General features: G+C 43.5%; 15 protein-coding genes. 14 read left to right on the top strand and 1 reads right to left on the bottom strand.

Annotated features, from left to right (window positions below; all coding sequences use genetic code 11):
* Positions 1 to 162: 162 nt before the first annotated feature.
* The 7 genes from ACYX4N_RS18770 (at position 163) to ilvN (ending at position 9,278) form a co-directional block, all read left to right on the top strand.
* Complete coding sequence (locus ACYX4N_RS18770; protein WP_476055110.1) at positions 163 to 948, top strand: hypothetical protein; 786 nt, start codon at positions 163 to 165, stop codon at positions 946 to 948.
* Positions 949 to 1,419: 471 nt separating this feature from the next.
* Positions 1,420 to 3,891: a TonB-dependent receptor gene (locus tag ACYX4N_RS18765; protein ID WP_476055109.1), complete on the top strand. Its 2,472-nt coding sequence runs from the start codon at positions 1,420 to 1,422 to the stop codon at positions 3,889 to 3,891.
* Between the two features lie 94 nt (positions 3,892 to 3,985).
* Positions 3,986 to 5,563: a sulfotransferase gene (locus ACYX4N_RS18760; protein ID WP_476055108.1), complete on the top strand. Its 1,578-nt coding sequence runs from the start codon at positions 3,986 to 3,988 to the stop codon at positions 5,561 to 5,563.
* A 155-nt stretch (positions 5,564 to 5,718) separates the two neighbouring features.
* On the top strand, positions 5,719 to 6,180 hold the full coding sequence (locus ACYX4N_RS18755; RefSeq protein WP_476055107.1) for a hotdog fold domain-containing protein: 462 nt from the start codon (positions 5,719 to 5,721) through the stop codon (positions 6,178 to 6,180).
* Positions 6,181 to 6,396: 216 nt separating this feature from the next.
* On the top strand, positions 6,397 to 6,789 hold the full coding sequence (locus tag ACYX4N_RS18750; RefSeq protein ID WP_476055106.1) for a MaoP family protein: 393 nt from the start codon (positions 6,397 to 6,399) through the stop codon (positions 6,787 to 6,789).
* A gap of 273 nt (positions 6,790 to 7,062) precedes the next feature.
* Positions 7,063 to 8,781 (top strand): acetolactate synthase 3 large subunit, encoded by a 1,719-nt coding sequence (locus tag ACYX4N_RS18745; protein WP_476055105.1) that lies wholly within the window; start codon positions 7,063 to 7,065, stop codon positions 8,779 to 8,781.
* Positions 8,781 to 9,278, top strand: a complete 498-nt coding sequence (ilvN, locus tag ACYX4N_RS18740) for an acetolactate synthase small subunit (RefSeq protein WP_014975513.1) — start codon at positions 8,781 to 8,783, stop codon at positions 9,276 to 9,278. The genes ACYX4N_RS18745 and ilvN overlap by 1 nt, the downstream gene beginning before the upstream one ends.
* Before the next feature lie 69 nt (positions 9,279 to 9,347).
* On the opposite strand, the gene ACYX4N_RS18735 is transcribed toward ilvN, so the two are convergent.
* Entirely contained in the window at positions 9,348 to 10,409 is a 1,062-nt protein-coding gene (locus ACYX4N_RS18735) for a hypothetical protein (RefSeq protein ID WP_476055104.1), read from the bottom strand.
* A gap of 177 nt (positions 10,410 to 10,586) precedes the next feature.
* On the opposite strand from ACYX4N_RS18735, the gene tatA reads away from it, so the two are divergent.
* The 7 genes from tatA to hemB are packed head-to-tail and all read left to right on the top strand — an operon-like array spanning position 10,587 to position 16,162.
* Positions 10,587 to 10,832 carry a Sec-independent protein translocase subunit TatA gene (gene tatA, locus ACYX4N_RS18730; RefSeq protein ID WP_232091269.1) on the top strand — a complete coding sequence of 82 codons (246 nt, stop codon included), beginning with the start codon at positions 10,587 to 10,589 and terminating at the stop codon, positions 10,830 to 10,832.
* On the top strand, positions 10,832 to 11,131 hold the full coding sequence (gene tatB / locus ACYX4N_RS18725) for a Sec-independent protein translocase protein TatB (protein WP_012517066.1): 300 nt from the start codon (positions 10,832 to 10,834) through the stop codon (positions 11,129 to 11,131). The genes tatA and tatB overlap by 1 nt, the downstream gene beginning before the upstream one ends.
* Positions 11,132 to 11,887 carry a twin-arginine translocase subunit TatC gene (tatC, locus tag ACYX4N_RS18720; protein WP_476055103.1) on the top strand — a complete coding sequence of 252 codons (756 nt, stop codon included), beginning with the start codon at positions 11,132 to 11,134 and terminating at the stop codon, positions 11,885 to 11,887.
* Positions 11,888 to 11,912: 25 nt separating this feature from the next.
* Positions 11,913 to 12,467: a hypothetical protein gene (locus tag ACYX4N_RS18715; protein WP_476055102.1), complete on the top strand. Its 555-nt coding sequence runs from the start codon at positions 11,913 to 11,915 to the stop codon at positions 12,465 to 12,467.
* A complete protein-coding gene (locus tag ACYX4N_RS18710; protein WP_474808995.1) occupies positions 12,468 to 13,244 on the top strand; it encodes a TatD family hydrolase in 777 nt (258 codons plus the stop codon). It abuts the gene before it with no gap.
* 12 nt (positions 13,245 to 13,256) lie between these two features.
* Complete coding sequence (locus ACYX4N_RS18705) at positions 13,257 to 15,155, top strand: sensor domain-containing diguanylate cyclase (protein ID WP_476055101.1); 1,899 nt, start codon at positions 13,257 to 13,259, stop codon at positions 15,153 to 15,155.
* Positions 15,152 to 16,162 carry a porphobilinogen synthase gene (gene hemB / locus ACYX4N_RS18700; RefSeq protein WP_476055100.1) on the top strand — a complete coding sequence of 337 codons (1,011 nt, stop codon included), beginning with the start codon at positions 15,152 to 15,154 and terminating at the stop codon, positions 16,160 to 16,162. Before ACYX4N_RS18705 ends, hemB begins: the two co-directional genes overlap by 4 nt.
* Positions 16,163 to 16,253: the final 91 nt, after the last annotated feature.

The following is a 16,253-nucleotide window of genomic DNA, read 5'->3' as shown; positions in this document are numbered from 1 at the left end:
CTGCGACCGAGTATCGGCCATTGCCTCGCAACTAGTTCAAATCTGTTTCCCGCTCTAGACTTTTTCTTCAGTATCCATATCCCATAATCGCAGTTACTTTGTAAGCGAAAGCTATTTGAACTTTCTGCTTTGGCAATGCTCAACTACTAGGTGCTTTTATGGATGGATGCATTAATGGTAGAGCCAAGGATTGATAGGTATGAGCTTGAGAGGAACTGTTTTACTCAAGTAAGCCTGCCAAACGCTTCTGCACTCCGTGCGTTTATACTTTCACTTGGTATCAATGGGGCACTGTTACTCGCGTTGGCATTCACCACTGGTAACGAGTCTGTAAGCCAAAAACACTCTACGCCCGTATTGTTAAAGGCAGTATTAGTAAGGCCAACGACTGCCCCTCAAAAGACCGAAATTGATTCAGAACCAGTGAATGAGAAAGGTAGCGACCTAGAACATAGCGTTGCCATTAAAAAAGCGAAAAAAGGTGAGAAAGTAACGAGCGCTAGCGAAGTGGTTGGCAAATCTAAAGAGCCACAGAAACTTTTGGTTAAAGAACCTTCACCACAATTTAAAGCAAGAACAGAAGAAACCAAGCTTAAATTTCGGGATGCCACACAAGATTATATCAATCGTCTGAACGCACAACGTTTGCATGACATCGCCAATCAATCACCTTCAAACAAAACCTATTCGAATGTGAAAAGAAACCCTAAGCTTTCTAACTCCTTCAATACTGAAAACGAAGATTTTCTAAAAAGCGTTGAAATAGTCGTTGATTGCAGTTCAATAAAAGGAAAGTTATTCAGCGCCCTCAGTAAAAATAAGGGAATTACGATTGAAGATCGCGATTTTCCTTCTTCACCCGACTCTATAGCTGTCCAGGGAATAGTAAAGTGTAGAGATAACAGTCGATTCAATGATTATATTAATCGTCGACTAAATAACGAATGACTTTTACGTTTCTCGTTTACATCACATTATTCTTTGGTTCTGGATATTAATTCTACCGTATTTGCATCAAATTGGTGCGTTCATGGTTAGGTTGTAGATTAAATTCTATAAATAGTTGAAATATAAATTAAAAAGCCATTGCCTTATGGGTTCTTATACAGTGCGCCTGCCTCTTCTTGTGTCATTCTTTGAGAATAATTGCACTTAATATGAATAAATACCCTGTTTTGATCTGGCTTTTATCGGTTTTTATATTAGAATGCGCGCAAATTCCGGCACGTATTCTGCTGAGCTGTAGGCTCTAGACCCTTTTCGGTGAATAGTAACGATAGATAAGAGTAAGGCGACCAAGAACGAGCCGGTACGCATAATTACCCAATTCACACTAGAAACACTTAATCAGAAGGACTCTGTTATTCCAACGGAATGGGCTAGTGACTTTTTAGTAATGTCCATTTAAAGAGAGAGAACATGCAGAGTAAAAGTGCTCCTTTTCATATTTCCGCTGTGGCAGGCGCAGTATTAGCCGCTTGCTCAAGCCAAGGCGCATACGCCCAAACGGTTGCAGTAGACGAAAAACAAATTGAAAAAGTAGAGGTAACTGCAACGCGCAGAAGCGGTACGCTACAAGAAGTACCTATTAATATCTCAGCGCTCACGTCAGACGTTTTAGACCAACAGAATATTGAAGATCTTGACGGCGTAGCCCGTTGGGTACCTGGTCTTACTGTGACTGATCAAGGCGGGCGAAACGACTCTCCGATTATCGTACGTGGTCTAAATACTAATTCATCAGGCCCCGGTTCAAATGGGGGCACGGTAGCCACTTATTTTGGTGACATTCCTCTTTTTCTTAACATGCGTCTAGTCGACGTGGATCGGGTTGAAGTTCTTATTGGCCCGCAAGGTACGCTTTATGGAGCCGGTACTTTAGGTGGCGCTATTCGCTACCTTCCTAAGAAAGTTGACCTAGAGTTTATGTCTGGTGAAGTAACGGGTGATGTATTCAACATCAGCGAAAGTGACTCGCTAGGCGGAGAAAGCAGCATTGTCTTTAATGCACCTATTATTGATGGTGAATTAGCGGTACGTGCGTCACTAAACTATTTCAATAACCCTGGTTTCCTTGACTACAACTATGTAGTAAGAGAAGGCGGCGTATCGTTGCCAGATCCAGACTGGTCTAACGAAGAAGAAGTAAATAGCAACTTAAAACAGGTTGAAGATGCCAATGGCGAAGATACGCTAACTGGTCGTATTGCAGTGCGCTGGGCGCCAAACGAATGGTTTGACAGCACTTTGACTTACTTCTATCAAAAGCAAGACGTTGAAGGCCGTTCTATTACCCATTACGACTCTCTTTCCTCTGAAAATCCTTTGAGCGAAGTTATTGGTGAGTATGAGTCAGCGTATCGCTATGAAGAGCCTCGCGAAAAAGAAGACGAACTTTTGAGTTTAGAAATGAGTGCCGACCTGGGCTTTGCGGAATTAGTGTCTGCGACGGGTTTATCTAACTTTAATGCAAACGGTCAGCGTGACCAAACCGACTTGCTGATTCGCTTAGACTATAGCTATGAAGAATTTCCAGCATTTTCTGCTTACACCGAAGAAGAATCAGAACGCGAAGTTTTTACACAAGAGCTTCGCTTAGTTTCGCAAACTGGCGGCCCTTTATCTTGGATAGTAGGTGGTTTTTATTACGATTTAGACAGTGAAGGCAGCAGTAAGGAATTCACGCCTAATTTTGATGTGTATGCTATCGAAGTGTGGGGTGTAGAGGGTAACTACCGTCCTGACTCGCTTGAATACTTTTCAGTAGACGAAAGCGAAGTGACTGAAAAAGCTCTATTCGGTGAACTATCTTACGAGTTAACAAGAGACTGGGACGTAACATTAGGTCTGCGCGCCTATCAATATGATGTCTATTCGCGTTCGGCAGTAGATTTACCGCTGTATAATTCTGTTTTTGAAAGTCGAGCGTCTGATTCTATTGTACTAGATTATGGTGAGACAGAGGCTGACGATAGCGGCACGTTATTTAAGTTCAACACTAGCTATCAATTTACCGCTAGTACTATGGGTTATTTGACCATCAGTGAAGGCTTTAGAATTGGTGGCGCGAATAGCGTCGGTGCTTGCCCTGATAATGTTGACGATCTGAATAACCAAATAGTTTGTGCTACTCCTGAAGAGCAACTCTATGAGGCTGACACTACAACTAACTACGAGCTAGGCGTTAAAACCAGTTTCTTTAGAAATAAGCTTCAATTAAATACCGCGCTATTCTATGTTGACTGGCAGGACCCGCAGGTATCTGGGGCTACAATCAATGGTCAGCAGCCTATTATTGTTAACGCAGAAGGTGCAGAGTCGAAAGGGGCTGAGTTCTCGGTGCGTGGTATTATTGGCGACAACATCACGACTTATGCAACATATGCCTACACAAAAGCTGAGTTAACAGCCGACGCACCTTTCTTATTCGGCGTGTTCGATGATCAAGGTACAGAGCTTCAAGATTTCTACGATGGTAAAGAGGGTGATCGTTTACCAGGAACGGCAGAGCATCAGTTTTCATTCGGCATTACATACAGCCAAGAAGTATTTGACGACAAAATGCTAAACGTAAACTACGGTATCACTGCACAAAGTGATGTGTACACTACTGTTGGTCTACGTCAAGATGGTGAAGCGCTTCCTGGTTATGCAGTAAGTAATCTGAACGCCACTATTTCAGATGAAGACTGGTCGGTAACGCTATATATCGACAACTTATTTGATAAGTATGCGTTTACTTCAACACGTCGTAACGTAGGTGATATTGGTTTAGGTCAATTCAACGATACCCTAGAACCAAACGGTACCGAGTTACAGCGAAACTATGGTCACTATGTGTTAACACCGCGTACTGTAGGATTGATGTTTAAGTATCAATTTGGCATGTAGTATAGTTACTGCTACACGATACAATATAAGGGCGCTTACGCTTAACGTGTAAGCGCCTTTTTCGTATTAGAACGGTTTTAAAAAAAAGCTAAAAATGAATACAAGTCAAACTCGTTTAGATGAGGCCCTAAGTTTTTTATCACAACGTGACTATCAGCAAGCGCATCGCTGTTGTGTAGAAGTAATTCAACAATTCGGGCCGCATGCTCACGCCTATTTTTTACTTGGCATAATTCATATTGAAATTGGCCAAATAGAAAAAGCAATCGCCTTGTTAAATAAATCTAACGAGATAGAAAACCGCCCCGTTACTTTTGCCTACCTAGCCAAATGTTTTGCGTTAAGGGGCGACATGCAGCAAGCACTAGAGCGAGTAGAGCAAGCTCCAGTGGAAAGCCTTTCTCGTGCACTCGATTTAGATACGGTTGGCGTTTCACTGTCTCGAGTCGGCCTACATGAAAAGGCTATCGCTTATTTTGAAAAAGCACTTACGCTAGCGCCAGCGAATCCGCAATACCTTTACAACTATGCTGTCAGCTGCAAGTTTGCGGGGAAGTTTGAGCTAGCCAGAAAACACTTTGAAAAGGCCATAAATAGCGAACCTCATTTTTTTCAGGCGCACTTTGCCTTGTCTGATCTTGGCGGTGTTTCAGCTGAAAATAATCATCTAGCACGACTTGAACCCTTATTTGAAAGGGTAGAAAGGGTAGAGAAAAATTCTGATGCGCGTCTTCATATAGGGCATGCGCTTGCCAAGGAGTATGAAGCTCTTGGTGATTACGGGCGTGCTTTCGACGCGCTGAAGCACGCGAAAGCACCCCAAAAGGCACGCAGCGAAAGCACACTTAAAGAATATCAGGCAATATTCAGTACTCTTAATAATAATTTGCAGGCACAAGTAAACCCCGATTCCTTTTCTAGTCGTGGTTCCCAAAGCGACGCTCCAATTTTTGTTGTTGGTATGCCTCGCAGCGGCACAACGTTAGTTGAGCGGATACTTAGTCATCATTCATTAGTTGCCTCTGGAGGAGAACTACAAGACTTTGGCGTGGCTGTTAAAGAGGTAACTCAAACCAGCAGCCAACTGGTGCTCGATAAGCATACGATAGAAAGGGCATATGAATGCGATCTTTCCAAGGTTGGAGAACGCTATCTTCAGCGCACGTCATTCTTGCGACAAGATTCAAAACATTTAGTCGACAAACTGCCGTTTAACTTCTTTTATATTGACCTAATAAGGCAGGCTCTACCAAACGCCAAAATAGTGTGCTTACTAAGAGATCCTATGGATACTTGCGTGGGTAATTTTAGACAATTGTTTTCTATCCATAGCCCTTATTACGCCTATGCTTACGACCTTGATGTGATAGGGCAGCTATATCAAAGTTTCGAAAAGTGGGTGAGAAAATTTGCTGATACATATCCGAATGCTATTCGCCTGCAATCATACGAGCAACTTGCTCAGCATCCAGAGACTGAAGTTAAAGAGCTATTGGCGTTTTGCAATTTGCCTTGGGAAGAACAATGTTTACACGTTGAAAATAACAAGCTTCCGGTTTCGACTGCCAGTAAAGTTCAGGTACGAGAACCAATAAATACCCGTTCAATAGGTCGCTGGAAACGCTACGCGTTACAAACCGAAGCTTTGCAGAAGTCATTGGGTATTATTTAATAGAAAAATCGTAGATTCGTTTGCAACCTTTAAACGTAACGATTATGTTAACGCTATACTTACTGGTCTAACCAGATCGCACAGATTGCATAAAAGCCGAAGTATCAGCACCGCTTTCTGCAGTAGCACTTTATAGAAAATGAGCGTGAACAATTATGTCAAAGAATTACGTACTAAACACTTATAACAAATTTATGAAGCTGCCATTTGGGAAAAAGCTGTTTAGCTGGTATTCAGCCCGTAGAGCGCCCTATTTCTCAACAGTTTCCCCCCTTATTACAGACATTGAACCTAACTACTGTGAAGTGCTCATTAAAAAGCGGAAAGTGGTAGAAAATCACATCGGCACGGTTCATGTCATTGCGATTTGTAATGGCTTAGAAATGGCCATGGGCTTTATGTGCGAAGCATCAATCCCTAAAAACCTTAGGTGGATCCCAAAGGGCATGGAAGTGAAATATCCTGCAAAAGCAGACTCAGACATTCGCTGTGTTGCCGAAGTGCCCGCGGATGCGTGGAAGCCGGGAGATTTACCCATTTCGGTTAAAGCGTATAACGCAGAAGGGACCGTGGTTGTAGATGGCACTATTACTGTTTGGGTAAGCGAAAAACGCTAAACTATGTCGTGTTATTTGAAGGTCGCTTTTGCGGCCTTTTTTTATGTCAGCTTTAAAGCACAATATTAAGTTTTTACGACACGCCTATTTCTAATTGACAGCATTCAAAAACACATCTAAGAATAGACTGGTAAGCGATTAAGGCGCTATATCGGAAGTCTATTTCATTCAACTTTTAAGTGGCAGCCCTCCTTTTAAGCAGCATGAGGAGCCGCAATGAAAGAGGTTAAGATGTCTGTAATCACAAAAGAACAAGTCACAAGAAAACCCTTCGCAGATAAGAAGAACTATCCCTACGGCTTCGCACGCTCTGGTGATTTTTCAATTAATGAAAGCAAACTTCTACAAACTCATGGAAGTTTGTTTGCCGCTTTAGTTGACGGAAAGATCATACCAGAAAACGACGAAGAGCAAGCTTATTTGGAGTCGGCACTTGGGCACCGTGAACCCGCTACACCACAGGAAAAAGCGTGGTTAAAATACCAAGCGCGAATTAATAGACCGAAAACTGCAAGCATTTATGGTTCTAAGCGCCCGGCTGCAGAAGAAGTTGACGATGATGAAGATATAAGCGATAACAGTGACATTGATATTGATCTAGATGATTAAGCTTATGCCTTTATGCACGTTAGTGGATAAAGGCGCATCGTTCTCATTCTTAAACTTTATTGTTCACACTGTTAATTTTGTGTAAATAACTATCCTATTTTCTGTCAAATTAAACCTTCAGTCGAAATATCCATCCTATTTATTACGAATATTGGGATATATATCTCACTTTTACGCAATTTGGTGTTTTATCTTCCTATTACCTTAGTTATAGTCGAGGCATCGTCAACGTACGCTGACAAACCCCCCAACCCATTACAGGAGAAAAGCACTGTGAAAATGATGTCGGGCGCAGCCATGGTGGTTGAAGCGCTAAAAGATGTAGGAGTGACACACGTGTTCGGTTACCCAGGTGGTGCCGTATTAGACATTTATGATGCGTTATTTGCGCAAGATGATGTCAAACACGTCCTCGTACGTCATGAACAGGCAGCCGCCCATATGGCGGATGGTTATGCACGTTCAACTGGCAAAACCGGCACAGTGCTCGTCACATCAGGTCCAGGCGCTACGAATACTATTACAGGTATTGCTACTGCGTACATGGACTCTATCCCGATGGTAATTTTATCGGGGCAGGTGCCGTCGAAGCACATTGGTGAAGACGCATTCCAAGAAACTGACATGGTAGGGTGCTCGCGTCCTATCGTTAAGCATAGCTTCTTGGTTAAGCGCGCGGTTGATATTCCAGAAGCCATTGCTAAAGCCTATTATATTGCTAACACTGGCCGTCCTGGTCCGGTGGTTGTAGATTTGCCAAAAGATATTGTTAACGTAGCGGAAGAGCACCCTTATGTGTACCCAACTGACGTTACCATGCGCTCTTATAACCCTACCGAAAAGGGCCACCCCAAGCAGGTTAAGAAAGCGGTTGAGTCGCTACTTAAAGCAGAACGTCCGGTATTATATGTAGGTGGTGGTGCAGTAGCGTGCGACGCATCAGAAAAAGTTATTGAGTTAGCTGAAAAGCTAAATGCTCCGGTAACTTGTACGCTAATGGGCCTTGGCGCTATGCCGGGAACACACAAGCAATTCATCGGTATGCTTGGTATGCACGGTACGCTTGAAGCGAACAAAACCATGCATAATGCCGACTGCATCATTGCTCTAGGTGCGCGTTTTGATGACCGTGTTACCAACAACGTTGATAAGTTCTGCCCTCATGCAGATATTATTCACGTTGATATTGACCCCGCATCAATTTCTAAAACCGTAAATGCGCATATTCCTGTTGTAGGTTCGGTAGATAAAGTACTTGATCAAATTTTAAGCCAGGTAAATAAAAAAGATTTATCAGGTCAAAGCGAAAAGCTAGCCGACTGGTGGCAGCAGATAGAAACATGGCGTGCTCGTGAGTGCTTGAACTACGCGCAAGGCGAAGAAGTCATTAAGCCACAGCGCGTTATTGAAGCCTTGTATAAACATACCGACGGCAAAGCTTATGTAAGCTCTGATGTAGGTCAGCACCAAATGTTTGCCGCGCTTTACTACCCTTATGACAAACCGCGTCAGTGGATCAACTCAGGTGGTCTTGGCACTATGGGCTTTGGTTTGCCTGCGGCGATGGGCGTACAGTTTGCGCACCCAGGCTCAACGTCTGTGGTAGTAACCGGTGATGGCAGTATTCAAATGAATATTCAAGAGCTATCTACCTGCTTGCAGTACAACCTGCCTATAAAGATTATCTCATTGAACAACCGCGCTTTAGGTATGGTTCGTCAATGGCAGGATATGATTTATAAAGGGCGACACTCACACTCGTATATGGATTCAATGCCTGACTTTGTGAAGTTAGCAGAAGCTTACGGACACGTAGGCATTAAAGTAGACAAGCTCGAAGAGCTAGACGCAGCAATGGAGAAATGTTTCAGCTACACAGATCGCTTAGTGTTTATGGACATAGCAGTAGACCAAAACGAACACGTATATCCAATGCAAATTAAGTTTGGCGCAATGGATGACATGCGCTTAAGCAAGACGGAGCGAACCTGATGAAACGTATTATCTCTGTATTAATGGAAAACGCCCCCGGCGCACTATCTCGTATCGTTGGTGTATTCTCACAACGTGGTTACAACGTTGACTCACTGTGTGTGGCACCAACCGACGACGCGAGCCTTTCACGTCTAACGATTATCACGCACGGCGATGATAAGGTTATCGAGCAAATTACTAAGCAAGTGAACAAGCTTATTGATGTGCTAAAAGTGGTAGACCTTACTGAAGGAACCCACATTGAACGCGAGCTTATGCTGATTAAAGTTGCGACTCGCACAGAGTCGGTACGTGCTGAAGTGAAGCGGAACTCTGATATCTTCCGTGCGCGTATTGTGGATGTGAACGTAAACAATTACACCATCGAAATTACGGGCACCACAGATAAGCTAGATGCATTTGCCACGACTATGGGGCAGTGTGCTGAAATTATCGAATCATCGCGCACCGGCGTGTGTGGGCTTGCTCGAGGTGATAGGGCGCTTCGTCCTTAAACATCACTCATTGTATCGTTTTCAAAAAAGCTGTCTTACGACAGCTTTTTTTATATGTGCTCACTTAAGTTAAGTATCTCGCCCATAGTAAGCTTCAACGCGCAAAGCTAAGCCATAAGAGGTTTTAAAATCCTCTTCACGTAGCCACAACACGAAGGGCTCTACTTCAAAGAAAAGCCAATCGCGTAACATATTGTTACGCCATCTAAACCCGCCGTAAATTTCTTCTACGCGATAGTTAGGTTGGCTCAGCCCCTCCACCATTAAGTGGGGAATAACGGCGTTATGTTGATCTACTGAAAACAAATGATGTACTTCGTGGCGCCACAACCAGTCATTTGTATTGTCTCGAAAATAAAAGCGGTTGTTTTGGCGAATGAGATGTTTTTTGCTCATCTCGTATTGAACTGCCCACCCAAGTTCAGCCCCTAATCGGTCACGGGTGTAATAATAAAGCTCTGCGTCATAAAGCATGGCCCACTGTTTGGAAAAGGCGAAGGCGTCTTTGTATCGCGTCATGGCATAAAGTTGGTCGCGACGTCCTGCGCCGACTCTATACGAATAATGTGAATCTTGTTCTGGGCGAAACCTTAGTGCAATAGTCGTCCTATCGCGGTCGTTATTTCCGGTATCTCTTGCTGCCCGTATTGTATTGTTCTGCGTTTCGTCTTCATTGTCACTCAATAGTAAATCAACGCGCTCTTTTAAAGCCGGCAAACGAACACGAATACGAAAGCGTAAGTCAGTATCTGTAAGCATACTGCTTCTTGGCTCCCATGAGAGTTGAATACGGCCTTCCGCTCTTGCTTCTTTGCGTCCGGAAGTAATTGGAAGGCTGTCGCTCATAAACAAGCCATCGAGCTGTTTTACCGTAAAGTCCATAGTGTCAGTAAAACTGCGCTGCCAAATATCAAACCACTGCTCATCGTCTTGCACCTGTGCGGCTGACAGTATGTCATTTTTCGAATTGACAGAATTTGTAGTAAGGGCGTGCGTAGGTTTAATAGCGTCGTGGTAACAAGCGCTTCTACTGGTCGTGTTTACGGGTTGATTCAACGTGTGTGGAGTATTATTCAGCGTAGAAGGGGCAGAGAGCAACAAATGACAATAGACAATGGTAAGACACAGCATTGCTCACTAACTCCTTGTAAAAATTAGAATAGTTGAATGTATTTACTATTCGCTTTTAAGATATACAGAGAATGTATTGTCGATGCTAAAACGTCAATCTTTATTCATTCGAGTAAATATTCAGGTGAAAGCATTGGCGGGCAATGGCATACTGTGTACAACGATGTAATGGAGATTATTTTTATGGGTGGTATTAGTATTTGGCAGTTGCTGATCGTACTGGTTATCGTAGTGCTATTATTTGGTACAAAACGACTTAAAGGTATCGGCACTGACTTAGGCGGCGCAATCAAAGGCTTCAAAAAAGCTGTGAGCGAAGAAGACAAAGACGCCGACTTTGAGCAAAAGAAGCAAGTTGAAGAAAAGTCAGCGGCTGAGCCTGTTTCGACAAAAACACAGAGCGACGTTAAAGAAAAATCCTGATGTTTGATATCGGCTTTTGGGAGCTATTGGTAGTAGGCGTTTTGGCACTCCTTATTTTAGGGCCCGAACGACTGCCAGGTGCCATGCGCTCTACTATAAATACAATTCGCAGCGTGCGTAATGTAGCAACGGGCTTTAAGCAAGAAGTTGAGCATCAGCTGCGTGTGCATGAGTTGCATGAAAACTTGAAAAAAGCAGAGCAGCAAGGCCTTAAAGATCTTTCACCTGAACTTGAACAAAGTGTCGATGAGCTTAAAAAAGCCGCCGAGTCGGTTCAAGAACCATATAAAAAGCAATAGATGTCTGACGCTAACAATCTCATTTCTCATTTAATTGAATTACGCAGACGTATTCTCAAAGCCCTTTTGAGCGTGCTGATCGTATTTGTGTGTCTTGCCGCTTTCGCACAAGACCTTTACCAGCTGTTAGCAATGCCATTACTTGCAACACTACCTGAAAACTCAAGTATGATTGCAACCGATGTGGCATCGCCCTTTTTCGCGCCTTTTAAACTTACCTTGGTGCTCTCGTTTTTCATTGCTATCCCCTATGTGCTTTATCAAGTGTGGGGCTTTGTTGCGCCGGGCTTATACCGAAATGAAAAACGCCTTGTTGCGCCTCTGCTTTTATCAAGTACCTTACTATTTTATGCCGGTATGGCCTTTGCCTATTTCGTTGTATTCCCTATTGCGTTCGCATTTTTCACCAGTGTGGCGCCTGAAGGAGTAACGGTAAGTACAGATATATCGAGTTACTTAAATTTCGTATTGAAACTGTTCTTCGCATTTGGGGTCTCATTCGAGATACCCATAGCTATTATTCTGATGTGTTGGACTGGCGTGACTGATGCTAAGTCGCTAAGAGCTAAACGTCCGTATGTGGTTGTAGGTGCGTTTGTAGTTGGCATGTTACTGACGCCACCAGATATTATTTCTCAGACTCTGTTAGCAATACCAATGTGGTTGCTATTCGAAGTCGGCGTCATTGTGGGTGGTTTCTACGCAGGTAAAAAGCCAAGTGACGATGAGTCAGAAGAAGTCACTGACAATACATAAAAGTTAAAAAGAGCAAGGAATAAGAATGAAAACTCGACTGATATCTATTGCCACATTATTGTGTGCTTTTGGAGCGCTTAACGTTCACGCCGAGACTGTAGCTGATGCTATGGAAAAATGCCGGAACACAGACAACAGCTTAAAGCGTCTCATTTGTTACGACAATATTGCGAAATCACTGAATCAATATGATGGCGCAGATGCATCTGTAAGCCAATTACAAGCGTATAAATCGCAGACGGTTGCTAAACCAAGATTGCAAGCTGAACCGAATACACGTCCTGCCGTAAGCAAACCTGCTAGCGCAGCAGAGCCTGAAAATGACTTCGGTTTAGAACATAAACGTGATTTATCTGCTGAAGCCTCTGAGATTTCACTCACTATCGCATCGTTTAAAGACTCTCTTCGAGGTAAAAAGATTATTACGTTTAGCGATGGCTCAGTTTGGAAGCAGAGCGATAGCGCTTACTTGAAGATTGAAGAAGGTCAGCAAGTTTCAATTGAAAGAGGTCTGTTAGGGTCATTCTATTTAAGCGTAGAAGGTGTTAACAAGCGCATGAAAGTAAAACGCGTTAAGTAAATGTCTTGGTTCGACGCAGGCGTCAATCTGCTTGATAAGCGTTTTGACGCCGAAGAAGTCATACAACGTGCACAAGAAGCCGGTGTTGATAAACTGTGTGTCATTACCACTCATCCCAACGAGTGGGATGCCGCGGTAGCGCTTTACGAAAAGTACCCTGATCAGTGCTGTTTCACCATTGGTGTACATCCTCATAATGCAAAAGATGTCACTGAAAGCGACTATGAGCGTTTACGTGAGCTCGCTCAACATAAAGGGTGTGTGGCTGTCGGTGAGTGCGGGTTAGACTTTAACCGTAACTTTTCACCTCAGGACGTTCAATTAGCGGTTTTTGAAGCGCAGTTAAAGTTAGCTACGTCATTGAACTTACCTGTGTACTTACATGAAAGAGATGCCTTTAACGAGCAGATTGGCTTGTTAACCCAGTATATGCCGAGCTTAAAAGGGGGAATTGCCCACTGCTTTACTGGCACAACTGAACAAGTAAAAGCGTATTTGTCGTTAGGCCTTTATATTGGTATTACAGGATGGGTATGTGACGATAAGCGCGGTGCTGACTTACGTGATGCCGTAAAGCATATCCCGCTGAATAAGCTTATTCTTGAAACTGATGCCCCATATTTATTTCCAAAAACACTTCGTCCGCGAAAACGCAATAATGAGCCCGCTTTTTTGCCCCATATAGCTCAGCAATTAGGTGAATATCTTCAAGTTGACACTGATAAATTGCGTATTAGCAGTTATGCTAATAGCTGTGAGTTGTTTTCTCTCAGCTAAACACGGGTTTATATGCAGACAAATCTAAAAGCGATCCGCAAGTATGATGCGGGTCTTATTCTTATTACAGCCCTTGCCGTTGTAGCATTTGCCTTAGTTCTGCTTAACCTTTCACCAGCCTCAAGCCTTTCCCCTCGGTTTTCACAGTTAATCTATCTAAAAGAAAATCAAGGAACGACACAAGATTTCAATAGTGTGGTTCAAACACCAACAAGCGAATGGACGCAAGTCTCTTCGCCAGTAAATTTAGGAATGAACATCGATGTGCACTGGTTTTCAATGGTGGTCGAGCCTACTCAAAGCAACCAAAGCCGGTTTCTTTTACATATAGACTATCCGCTGTTAGATAACTTGGATGTAGCTGTATATAGCCAAGTGGGCACTAAACCCATAGTGTCTTACTCTGGCGGCGACGGACAAAGCTTTGAAGATAGACCCATTGCGCACGTCAAACCCTTATTCCCCTTACCTGACAGTGCGCAATCTCTGCGCATTATTATTAAACTGCAAACATCGGGCAGCATACGCCTTCCCATTCGTATTTGGGAAGAGACAGAGTTTATAGAATACACATCAACGAGAAACTTGGTGTTAGGCATCTTCTTCGGCGTTTTGCTAGCAATGGGGGTGAGTAATGCCTTTTTAACTGTCACAACCAAAAACGTGTCTTTTTTGTTTTACTCGGGTTATGTAATCAACCTGGCGTTTACTCTAATTACGCTTCATGGCTATGGCTTTTCTTATATTTGGCCTTCGAGCACTTGGTTTCAGAGTAAGGCGATTATCGTATTTGCAAACGCTACCATTATGTTTGCCGCGTTATTTACGCGTAGTCTTCTGCCTATTAAAAATTACAGCAATAAACTGGATAACGTGACCAAAGCGATTAGTTGGATTTGCGGCCTGAGTATTGTTGCAGGTCTTGTTCTGCCTTGTTGGCTAATGATAAAAGCATTTCTTTTATTGCTAAGCCTAGTGGTTATTTTTACTCTGTCTCTGGGCGTATGGCTTTCTCTTAAAGGAGAAGTGGTAGCTCGCTACTTTACTATTGCATGGGGCTTCCTACTAATTAGCGGGCTGAGTGCAAGTTTAGACAATGTAAATATTATCCAGCTACCTATATCATCGAATAACTTGCTGATTATCGGGGGGACGGTTGAAGCCCTTATTTTGGCGCTAATCTTAGCGATTAATTACAGCCACAGCCGTGACGACCTAATTAATGCTCAGCAGTTTGCCCTTGAACAAGAAAAGCAGGCGAATACAGCTAAGGAAAATTTGTTGGAAGTGCAAAAGCGCTACCAAGATGATCTTGAATATAAAGTTCAGGAGCGAACGCTCGAGTTAGAGATAACACTGCGTGAGCTTTCCGATGTGAATCAAGAGCTAGAAAGGCTTAACGCAATAGACCCGCTTACAGGGGCCCATAACCGCCGCCACTTTGATAAGCGATTGCGTTCGGAGGGAAGGCGCAGCCGTCGTGAGCAAACGCCTTTATCACTGATCATTGTTGACGTGGATCACTTTAAAAAAATTAACGACGAATATGGACACGACGGTGGAGATGCGTGCTTAATTCACGTGACAAATGTCTTTCAAAAACTCATCCATCGCCCAACAGATGATTTGTGTCGCATAGGTGGTGAAGAGTTCGCCATTATATTGCCTAATACCGATTTAAGCGGCGCGTACCACGTTGCTGAGAATATCCGACATAGCTTAGAAAACAGTCCACTTGAATACGAGGGACAAGTAATTAAGCTAACCGCCAGCGCAGGTGTTTCTACAACCATTATCGCGGATGAAGAGCACGCGCAAAGTTTATTTAAATATGCTGATGACTGCCTGTACGAAGCGAAAGCTTCAGGGCGAAACACAGTAATACACAAACATTTACAGGAAAAACTATGACGTCTTCACCTTTCCCTCTCCGTCGTATGCGTAGACTACGTGCCAAAGATGCGTTAAGAGGGCTTGTGGCAGAGCACAGGCTAACTACGGATGATTTAATCTACCCCGTCTTTGTGTTGCCTGGTGATAACGCGAGGGAAGCCGTACCCTCTATGCCTGGTGTTGAAAGACTTTCTATTGATTTGCTAGTGCAAGAAACGGCGAAATGGGTAGAGCTGGGCATTAGAACGATTGCACTTTTCCCTGTAACACCTATGTCGCTTAAAACCGAATGCGCCAGTGAAGCATTTAATCCTGACGGCCTTGCTCAACAAGCTATGAGGGCGCTTAAAAAGGCGTTCCCTGAAGTCATGCTGATGTCAGACATTGCATTAGACCCTTTCACGTCTCATGGACAAGATGGTCTTCTAGATGAAACGGGTTATGTGATGAACGACGAAACCGTTGAGGTTCTCATCAAGCAAGCTTTGTCACATGCCGAAGCTGGTGCTGACATTGTTGCACCTTCTGACATGATGGATGGCCGCATTGGCAGCATTCGTAAGGCACTTGAAGAGGCAGGCCATATCAACACATGTATTATGGCTTACTCGGCTAAATACGCATCGGCTTACTATGGGCCATTTCGTGATGCAGTCGGCTCTGCCGCAAACATCAAAGGCGGCAACAAGAAAACCTACCAGATGGACCCTGCGAATACCGATGAGGCCCTTCATGAAATTGCCCTTGATATAGAAGAGGGCGCGGACATGGTAATGGTGAAGCCCGGCATGCCCTATTTAGATGTCGTACGACGCTGCAAAGACGAATTTAAAGTGCCGACGTTTGCCTACCAAGTAAGTGGCGAATACGCCATGCATCAAGCTGCTTTTGCTAATGGTTGGCTAAATGAAGACGCAGTAATTTTAGAGTCTTTACTTGCATTTAAACGCGCTGGGGCAGATGGCATCTTAACCTATTTTGCACCTAAAGCTGCGGAGCTTTTAGCAAAGCAAAATGGTCAATAGACATTAAAATTAAGTGATATTAAGTTGCGTATTCCAACAAAAAGCCGTGCTAAGCACGGCTTTTTTATTGATACGATAAAGGTGTGAGTAT

This window comes from Alteromonas sp. ABH4_452 (genome assembly GCF_056311825.1).
Note: the sequence above shows the minus strand (reverse complement) of the source record. Positions and strands in the feature narration are given on the sequence as shown.